The sequence below is a fragment of the Leclercia sp. UBA7405 genome, from assembly GCF_037152215.1.
GTDB classification, from domain to species: domain Bacteria; phylum Pseudomonadota; class Gammaproteobacteria; order Enterobacterales; family Enterobacteriaceae; genus Enterobacter; species Enterobacter pneumoniae.
This window is the reverse complement of sequence record NZ_JBBCMR010000010.1, coordinates 20747-29258: the sequence shown is the minus strand read 5'-3', so window position 1 is coordinate 29258 and position 8512 is coordinate 20747. Positions and strand designations below refer to the sequence as shown.

The 8512-nt window shown below is 54.8% G+C and carries 9 protein-coding genes and 1 riboswitch; of the genes, 3 read left to right on the top strand and 6 right to left on the bottom strand.

The window, feature by feature from the left end; translation table 11 throughout:
* The first annotated feature begins 416 nt into the window (after window positions 1-416).
* The gene (gene purH / locus WFN75_RS22150; protein WP_040077656.1) at window positions 417-2006 is read left to right on the top strand and encodes a bifunctional phosphoribosylaminoimidazolecarboxamide formyltransferase/IMP cyclohydrolase; all 1590 of its coding nucleotides are present in this window, start codon (window positions 417-419) and stop codon (window positions 2004-2006) included.
* Between the two features lie 15 nt (window positions 2007-2021).
* Window positions 2022-3314: a phosphoribosylamine--glycine ligase gene (purD, locus tag WFN75_RS22145; RefSeq protein WP_336996838.1), complete on the top strand. Its 1293-nt coding sequence runs from the start codon at window positions 2022-2024 to the stop codon at window positions 3312-3314.
* 41 nt (window positions 3315-3355) lie between these two features.
* On the opposite strand, the gene WFN75_RS22140 is transcribed toward purD, so the two are convergent.
* From WFN75_RS22140 to nudC, 6 genes are all read right to left on the bottom strand, one after another.
* Complete coding sequence (locus WFN75_RS22140) at window positions 3356-4048, bottom strand: DUF1481 domain-containing protein (RefSeq protein WP_336996839.1); 693 nt, start codon at window positions 4046-4048, stop codon at window positions 3356-3358.
* A gap of 11 nt (window positions 4049-4059) precedes the next feature.
* Window positions 4060-4332, bottom strand: coding sequence for a nucleoid-associated protein HU-alpha (gene hupA / locus WFN75_RS22135; RefSeq protein ID WP_002445246.1), 273 nt, complete (start codon window positions 4330-4332; stop codon window positions 4060-4062).
* A gap of 186 nt (window positions 4333-4518) precedes the next feature.
* A complete protein-coding gene (locus WFN75_RS22130) occupies window positions 4519-5109 on the bottom strand; it encodes a YjaG family protein (protein WP_040077660.1) in 591 nt (196 codons plus the stop codon).
* A gap of 41 nt (window positions 5110-5150) precedes the next feature.
* Window positions 5151-5822 carry a deoxyribonuclease V gene (gene nfi / locus WFN75_RS22125; RefSeq protein ID WP_040077661.1) on the bottom strand — a complete coding sequence of 224 codons (672 nt, stop codon included), beginning with the start codon at window positions 5820-5822 and terminating at the stop codon, window positions 5151-5153.
* Window positions 5823-5831: 9 nt separating this feature from the next.
* Window positions 5832-6896 carry a uroporphyrinogen decarboxylase gene (hemE, locus tag WFN75_RS22120; protein WP_046887167.1) on the bottom strand — a complete coding sequence of 355 codons (1065 nt, stop codon included), beginning with the start codon at window positions 6894-6896 and terminating at the stop codon, window positions 5832-5834.
* A 40-nt stretch (window positions 6897-6936) separates the two neighbouring features.
* On the bottom strand, window positions 6937-7710 hold the full coding sequence (gene nudC / locus WFN75_RS22115) for an NAD(+) diphosphatase (protein WP_263617146.1): 774 nt from the start codon (window positions 7708-7710) through the stop codon (window positions 6937-6939).
* Between the two features lie 96 nt (window positions 7711-7806).
* Between nudC and rsd the strand changes: the two genes are divergently transcribed.
* The gene (rsd, locus tag WFN75_RS22110; protein WP_336996837.1) at window positions 7807-8304 is read left to right on the top strand and encodes a sigma D regulator; all 498 of its coding nucleotides are present in this window, start codon (window positions 7807-7809) and stop codon (window positions 8302-8304) included.
* A gap of 53 nt (window positions 8305-8357) precedes the next feature.
* Window positions 8358-8466, top strand: a riboswitch (TPP riboswitch).
* Window positions 8467-8512 lie beyond the last annotated feature (46 nt).

Below are 8512 nucleotides of genomic sequence, written 5' to 3'. Positions count from 1 at the left end.
GCAACGCGGCTTTCAGCTCACCGTTGCGAGGTGGCGTATATTACGCTTTCCTCTTTCAGAGTCAACCCTGAATTTCAGGATTTTTTCTCTTCAACCGAACCGGCTGTTTGTGTGAAGTGATTCACATCTGCCGTGTCGATGGAGGCGCATTATAGGGAGTTCTTTGCAGGCCGCAATAGAAAAATGACATAAAAATGACTGACTGCTGCATTCCCCAGCAAAACCCCGCTTTATACCTGATTACACACAGACTTATCCACAATGCAGCGAAAAAGTGAAAAATGACGAGCGGTGCGCAAACGTTTTCGTTAAAATGCTCGCGCTAAATAAAACGCCCCGCAAGGTGTGTTAGCTGAGTTTTTCTAAAGAAAATTCACCTAACGCTCTCTGTAATCGTGAAATCCAGGGGATTTACCATGCAACAACGTCGTCCAGTCCGCCGCGCTCTGCTCAGTGTTTCTGATAAAGCCGGTATCGTCGAATTCGCTCAGGCGCTTTCTGCACGTGGTGTAGAGCTGCTGTCTACTGGCGGTACCGCTCGCCTGTTAGCAGATAAAGGTCTGCCGGTAACCGAAGTCTCCGATTACACCGGATTCCCCGAAATGATGGACGGACGCGTCAAAACCCTGCACCCGAAAGTTCACGGCGGCATTCTGGGCCGTCGCGGTCAGGACGACGGTATTATGGAACAACACGGGATCGCGCCGATCGACATGGTTGTCGTTAACCTGTACCCGTTCGCCCAGACCGTTGCACGTGAAGGCTGCTCGCTGGAAGATGCGGTAGAAAATATTGATATCGGCGGCCCAACCATGGTGCGCTCCGCTGCCAAGAACCATAAAGATGTGGCCATCGTGGTGAAGAGCAGCGACTACGACGCCATTATTAAAGAGATGGATGCCAACGAAGGCTCTCTGAATCTTGAGACGCGCTTCGACCTGGCGATTAAAGCCTTCGAACACACTGCCGCCTACGACAGTATGATTGCCAACTACTTCGGTAGCCTGGTGCCAGCCTATCATGGTGAAAGTAACGAGCCTTCCGGCCGCTTCTCTCGCACCCTGAATCTCAACTTCATTAAGAAGCAGGACATGCGCTATGGCGAGAATAGCCACCAGCAGGCTGCCTTCTATATAGAAGAAGAAGTAAAAGAAGCTTCTGTTGCCACCGCACAACAAGTACAGGGCAAGGCGCTCTCTTACAACAACATCGCGGATACTGACGCCGCGCTGGAGTGCGTGAAAGAATTCAGCGAACCAGCTTGCGTGATTGTGAAGCACGCCAACCCATGCGGTGTCGCGGTAAGCACCTCTATTCTGGATGCTTACGACCGTGCTTACAAAACCGACCCAACCTCCGCGTTTGGCGGCATCATTGCCTTTAACCGTGAGCTGGACGCCGAAACCGCACAGGCCATTATCTCCCGCCAGTTTGTTGAAGTGATCATCGCCCCTTCTGCCACCGAAGAAGCGCTGAAAATTACCGCCGCGAAACAGAACGTGCGCGTACTGATTTGCGGTCAATGGGCAGAGCGCGTACCGGCCCTTGATTTCAAAAGAGTTAATGGTGGTCTGCTGGTACAAGATCGTGACCTCGGAATGGTAAGCGAAAAAGACCTGCGCGTTGTGAGCAAACGTCAACCTACCGAACAAGAGCTGCGTGATGCGCTGTTCTGCTGGAAGGTTGCCAAGTTCGTTAAATCCAACGCCATCGTCTATGCGAAAGAGAACATGACCATTGGCATAGGCGCAGGCCAGATGAGCCGCGTCTACTCCGCTAAAATTGCGGGTATCAAAGCGGGCGACGAAGGTCTGGAAGTAAAAGGCTCCGCCATGGCGTCTGACGCCTTCTTCCCGTTCCGTGATGGTATCGACGCGGCTGCTGCAGTGGGCATCACCTGTGTGATCCAGCCTGGCGGCTCTATCCGCGATGATGAAGTGATTGCCGCAGCCGATGAGCACGGCATCGCGATGATCTTCACCGACATGCGCCATTTCCGTCATTAATTTCCGGAGCAGACAATGAAAGTATTAGTAATTGGTAACGGCGGGCGTGAGCACGCCCTGGCATGGAAAGCCGCGCAGTCTCCACGGGTCGAAACCGTTTTTGTGGCCCCCGGCAATGCCGGCACGGCGCTGGAGCCAACGCTGCAGAACGTGGCGATTGGTGTGACGGATATACCCGCCCTGCTGAGCTTTGCTCAGAGCGAGAAGATCGATCTGACCATCGTCGGCCCGGAAGCGCCGCTGGTAATTGGCGTTGTTGACGCCTTCCGCGCGGCAGGCCTGAAAATCTTCGGCCCGACCGAGGGCGCCGCTCAACTGGAAGGCTCCAAAGCCTTCACCAAAGATTTCCTTGCCCGGCATAAGATCCCGACGGCGGAATACCAGAACTTTACTGAAGTCGAACCCGCGCTGGCTTATCTGCGTGAGAAAGGCGCCCCTATTGTTATCAAGGCGGATGGCCTGGCCGCCGGTAAAGGCGTGATCGTGGCGATGACTCTCGAAGAAGCCGAAGCTGCCGTACAGGATATGCTGGCAGGTAACGCCTTTGGCGACGCAGGCCATCGTATCGTCATCGAAGAGTTCCTCGACGGCGAAGAGGCGAGCTTTATCGTGATGGTTGATGGCGAGCATGTGCTGCCTATGGCCACCAGCCAGGACCATAAGCGCGTGGGTAACGCAGACACCGGCCCGAATACCGGTGGGATGGGCGCTTACTCCCCTGCGCCTGTGGTCACTGACGAAGTGCATCAGCGCACCATGGAGCGCATCATCTGGCCTACCGTGAAAGGGATGGCGGCGGAAGGCAATATCTATACCGGTTTCCTGTACGCGGGCCTGATGATCGATAAGCAGGGCAACCCGAAAGTCATTGAGTTCAACTGCCGCTTTGGCGATCCGGAAACCCAGCCCATCATGCTGCGCATGAAATCGGACCTGGTCGAACTCTGCCTGGCAGCCTGCGAAGGCAAACTCGATGAGCAAACCTCTGAGTGGGACGAGCGTGCCTCTCTGGGCGTGGTGATTGCGGCGGGCGGTTATCCGGGGAGTTACAACACCGGTGACGAGATCCACGGCCTGCCGCTGGAAGCGATAGATGGCGCGAAAGTGTTCCACGCCGGCACGACGCTGGCAAACGACGATCGTGTCTTAACCAACGGTGGCCGCGTACTGTGCGCGACCGCACTCGGACACACCGTTGCTGAGGCACAGAAGCGCGCCTATGCGCTGATGGCAGATATCCACTGGAACGGCAGCTTCAGCCGTCAGGATATCGGTTATCGTGCGATTGCGCGTGAGCAGGGGGAGTAATTCCCCCTCACCCTAACCCTCTCCCTCAAGGGAGAGGGGACTTAAAAACTCTTTTCCGTCGGCTGCCAGGTACAGAAATCTTCGTTCGCCACCAGTAAAAGCTGAGAACCTTCCGGCGCCTCAAGCCACGCGATGCTGACTTCCATAGAAGAGTGACGCTGACGACGTTCAATATGTTCGGTGGCCCAGGACTCCAGTTCAGGCTTCACCGTTAGCCCCTCACAGGTTGTCACCGTACCATCGCTATGCCAGCGCCCCTGACGCAGCACAACCCGCCCCTGACGCAGCGCATCGCTGGTCTGACGGATTTGATCGGCACGATAACGGTAGAGCGCGATTTGGTCGCTGGAGAGTTGCTGCTTTTGCCCCCCCGTTTCGTGCTGCATAAAGCTCAGCTCGCCGCGGTCGTCAAAACGTATCCGCACATGTTCCGGGGTGGCGCTGTAAATGTTCAGTTCGATAAGGGCGAGAGTATCACCTTGCCAGCGGTATTCGCTGGTTGTGGTACTGCCACTATGCCAGGGGCTGAAAGCGGAAAGCAGGTGAACGTCGTCGTCTGAATCTTTACGCCAGATACGCACTGCCCCCTGATTATCGGCATATCCGCTGGCGGTAAAGGCCGGCAGAGAGGCGTCGCGACTACAGGCAGAGAGCAACAGCACGCCTGCCAGAGCCAGGGCCTGGCGCCAGACAGACAAAAGGGGCGAAACCGCCCCTTCGTTAAAACTGTTCACTGCCACGCGTCTTACTTAACTGCGTCTTTCAGTGCTTTACCAGATACAAAAGCCGGCACGTTTGCAGCGGCGATTTTGATCTCTTTACCGGTCTGCGGGTTGCGGCCAGTACGCTCAGCGCGGTGGTTCACTTTGAAGGTACCGAAACCTACCAGTTGTACAGCATCGCCTTCTTTCAGAGACTCAGTAATTGCAGCCAGGGTGGATTCCAGAGCAGCTTTAGCCTGTACTTTAGACAGATCAGCTTTGTCCGCAATTACATCAATCAGTTGAGTCTTGTTCATAAGTTATCCTTTCAATGTGTTTATCGCTTGCTAAGCATCGAGTGCGACGAAAATGCCAAAAAAGCACTCTCCTGCATACACGCACCGATAGCCACTTATTTTCGCCCCCCAAATGTAGACCAGACGGGGGGCAGAAGGGAAGAGTGCAGGCATGACAAAACAGGCGTTAAATCACGTTTTGTTGTCTCACTGGTTAATATTTATACCAATATTACTCTCACCCGCCTCACGCAAGTCTGCGCGCAGACCTTTAATCAGCTCAATGTCGCGTTCTTCGCACTCTGCCAGCAGGCGGAAAATTTCCCACTGAATGTCCCACTCTTGCTCAACCGCCGGGTTCGCTCTGAGCTCTTCGTCGGTCATTTCACGCCCTTCCTGGGTCATCTCCAGCATGGCAACCGTCGTGATAGAGGCCTTACTGACCTCAATGGCATGCTCCAGCGTTTCGCCACTTAGGCGGGAGTGAATCAGTTCACTTAATGCCACGCAGGCATCAATCGCCGGATAGACGCCATAGACTTCGTAGTCGTCTGCCGCAGGAATCGCCTCTTCCAGCTTCTCGAGCTGAGAGTCGAAATTCACCTTCGCATCTTTCACCGTCAGCGTCTCCCACACCAGATCGAGGATGCGGCGATAGATCTGCCCCTCACCAAACGCCGTCTCTTTGCAGAACACGGCGTAGTTGGGATACATGCGCTCGCAAAGACAGGCCATAAAGGTGACGTGCTGCCAGCTCTCCAGCTTCTCAAGGCGCAGATGAATCGGGTTTTGTAACATGATGAGATCTCTAATCGGAAATTAGCCGCAGTGTACCTGAATCAGGGCTGAATTTCCTGCCAACGAACAAATGCCGGACGGCCTGATGCCACGGCATCCGCCCAGCGCGTCGGCTCGGGCAGACGGTAGCCTTTCATGCAGCGCTGTACCCATGCCAGGGCGGTATCGGTACTGACCCGATGCCCGGTTGCCACAAACAGCGGATTGCAGCGCGCTTTACTGCGCCAGACCCATGCCAGCTGTTCGTTTTTGTCTATCAACGGTGCCAGGGCGCCCGGTTCGGCAGAGAGCGGCTCAAACTTACCGCACAGGCGCTTTTTCGCGACCCCGATAGTGGGGACATCGACCAGCAGGCCAAAATGGCTGGCGACGCCTAAGCGACGGGGGTGGGAAATGCCATGTCCATCAACAAACAGCAGGTCAGGTTTTTGTGAGAGTTGCTCCCACGCTGCCAACAGCGCGGGATATTCGCGAAAAGAGAGGAAGCCCGGAATATAGGGCATGGTGGTGGCAATACGCGCAACCTTGTACTCCACCAGCTCTAACGACGGATACTTCAGTATCACCATCGCCGCCCGCGTCACTTCGCCACCCTGCTCAAATCCGACATCTGCCCCGCCAATGTACTGCGGAGGATCCGTATCCAGACGATCCTCTCGGATCACTGATGAGGCCAGTTCAATTTGCTGAGCGCGTAGCGACGCGAGATCCATAACCACTCCTTAAAGATGATACTGCGCAGAAAGCCGGTGCACCGCCTCCACAAATACGCCTGCATGCTCAGGCGGTACATCCTGATGAATACCGTGGCCGAGGTTAAAGACGTGGCCTTCACCCTGGCCGAAACCAGAAAGTATAGTCGACACTTCTTCTTCAATACGCGCAGCCGGCGCATAGAGCATGGAAGGATCCATATTGCCCTGTAGCGCGACTTTGTCGCCCACGCGACGACGCGCATCGGCGATATCGGTGGTCCAGTCGAGGCCCAGCGCATCACAACCGGTCTCCGCCATGGCTTCAAGCCACTGTCCGCCGCCCTTGGTAAACAGAGTTACTGGTACGCGACGACCTTCGTTTTCACGCAGCAGGCCATCCACAATTTTGTGCATGTAATAGAGCGAGAATTGCTGGTAGTCACGACCGGTAAGCACGCCGCCCCAGGTATCGAAAATCATCACCGACTGGGCACCCGCTTTAATCTGCGCATTGAGATAGAGGGTGACGCTCTTCGCCAGCTTGTCGAGCAGTGCGTGCAGGGCTAACGGATCGGCATACATCATCTTTTTGATCAGGGTAAAGGCTTTGCTACTACCGCCTTCTACCATGTAGGTCGCCAGCGTCCACGGGCTACCGGAGAAGCCAATCAGGGGCACTTCCCCCTTCAGCTCACGACGAATCGTTCGCACTGCGTTCATCACATAACCCAGCTCTTGCTCCGGATCCGGGATGGGCAGGTTATCGATGTCGGCTCTGTTTTTAATCGGAGAAGAGAAGCGTGGACCTTCACCGGTTTCGAAATAGAGGCCAAGGCCCATCGCATCCGGAATGGTCAGAATATCCGAGAAGAGGATCGCAGCATCAAGCGGATAGCGGCGCAGCGGCTGGAGGGTCACTTCGCAAGCCAGCTCGGCATTTTTGCACAGCGACATAAAATCGCCGGCCTGAGCACGGGTGGCTTTGTACTCTGGCAGATAACGGCCAGCCTGGCGCATCATCCATACCGGGGTGATATCAACGGGTTGGCGCAGCAGCGCACGCAGATAACGATCGTTCTTCAGTTCGGTCATTGTTGCAGTTCCTTAAGCGTCATGGCCTCAGTGTATCACGTCATTCATACTCGGCCCGACACATTGCCACGGTATCTTCTATCAGCCGACGCGCCACCGTTCCCGCTGGGGGTAACAAGGGCAGATCGTCATAGCGATACCAGCTGGCGTTCAGCAGCTCTTTCGGGTCAATCACGATCTCACCGTCGTCATAGTCAGCCATGAACGCGGTCATCAATGACATGGGGAATGGCCACGGCTGCGAGGTGACATAGCGAAGATTTTTAACCGTGATCCCGCTCTCCTCCATCACTTCACGCGCCACCGCCTGCTCCAGGGTTTCGCCCACTTCAACGAACCCGGCAAGCACGGTATGTATTCCGTTACGGTGACGGGTATGCTGCGCCAGCAGGATGCTGTCTTCCCGCCGGATAGCGACAATAATGCACGGCGCAATCTGTGGATAGTAGCGCTCGCGGCAGTGGCTACAGAGCATTGCCCACTCGGTTTTGCTCGGCTGCATGGTATGCCCACAGTAGCCACAGAACTTATGTGAACGATAAAATTCCGCCAGTTGCACACCGCGTCCCGCCAGTTGAAACAGGCCGACATCCTGATCGATCACCTGACGAACCGATCCCATATCCTGACGGCGATGTTGTTGGATCAACCACACAGGATCGCCCTGCCATTCGCCGATCTGCAGTGCGTGTTGCCCCACAAGATCGAAATTCCCTGCCTCACCGTGTGGTAATTCCCCGGCAGGCAACCATAATTTTTGTTCATGGCTGACGATCCACCAGCCGCGATCTAATTTTTCAATAATACGATCCATATCTATTGCACTACCTTCGCTTCACAGGCATGTTGGTAACATTATCATTACATTTTTGGGTGGGCAGCTTTTAATCTTAACCTTGCGGAGTCAAACATGCTAAACCAGCTAGAAAGCCTGACAGAGCGCGTTGGAGGTAGTAATAATCTGGTCGATCGCTGGCTACACGTGCGCAAGCATCTTCTTGTTGCCTACTACAATCTGGTTGGCATTAAGCCTGGCAAAGAGTCGTTTATGCGCCTGAACGAGAAGGCACTCGATGATTTTTGTCAAAGCCTGGTGGATTACCTGTCCGACGGTCATTTTAATATTTATGAACGTATTATCGGTGAAATGGAAGGCGATACCCCGGTATTAGCCGCCACCAAAATTTATCCGCAGCTGGAGGCTAACACCCAGCAGATAATGGATTACTACGACTCCACGCTTGAGAACGCTATCGATCATGATAACTATCTTGAGTTTCAGCAGGCGCTGTCCGACCTGGGTGAAGCACTGGAAGAGCGCTTCACGCTAGAGGATAAGCTGATCGCACTGGCGCTGGATAACGATCTGACCGCCAGCAACGAAGATTACATCGCCCGGCCTGCTTGAGTTATTAGCCGTTAGCGCGTAATTTATCTACACCGCTTCTGCACTGCAGGAGCTTTTTCTTGTCGGAGTGCCCAGAGCGAAAGCCGGGCTGAGACCGTTAATTCGGGATCCGCGGAACCTGATCAGGCTAATACCTGCGAAGGGAACAAGAGTCAATCTGCTGTCGCATCGCCCCCGGGCGATCGTCTCTCTTGCTTCATCCGTCGTC

Bases quoted from the DNA above. Each gene is read 5' to 3' on its own strand.
- purH (WP_040077656.1), top strand. From the start codon at position 417: ATGCAACAACGTCGTCCAGTCCGCCGCGCTCTGCTCAGTGTTTCTGAT.
- purD (WP_336996838.1), top strand. From the start codon at position 2,022: ATGAAAGTATTAGTAATTGGTAACGGCGGGCGTGAGCACGCCCTGGCA.
- hupA (WP_002445246.1), bottom strand. From the start codon at position 4,332: ATGAACAAGACTCAACTGATTGATGTAATTGCGGACAAAGCTGATCTG.
- WFN75_RS22130 (WP_040077660.1), bottom strand. From the start codon at position 5,109: ATGTTACAAAACCCGATTCATCTGCGCCTTGAGAAGCTGGAGAGCTGG.
- nfi (WP_040077661.1), bottom strand. From the start codon at position 5,822: ATGGATCTCGCGTCGCTACGCGCTCAGCAAATTGAACTGGCCTCATCA.
- hemE (WP_046887167.1), bottom strand. From the start codon at position 6,896: ATGACCGAACTGAAGAACGATCGTTATCTGCGTGCGCTGCTGCGCCAA.
- nudC (WP_263617146.1), bottom strand. From the start codon at position 7,710: ATGGATCGTATTATTGAAAAATTAGATCGCGGCTGGTGGATCGTCAGC.
- rsd (WP_336996837.1), top strand. From the start codon at position 7,807: ATGCTAAACCAGCTAGAAAGCCTGACAGAGCGCGTTGGAGGTAGTAAT.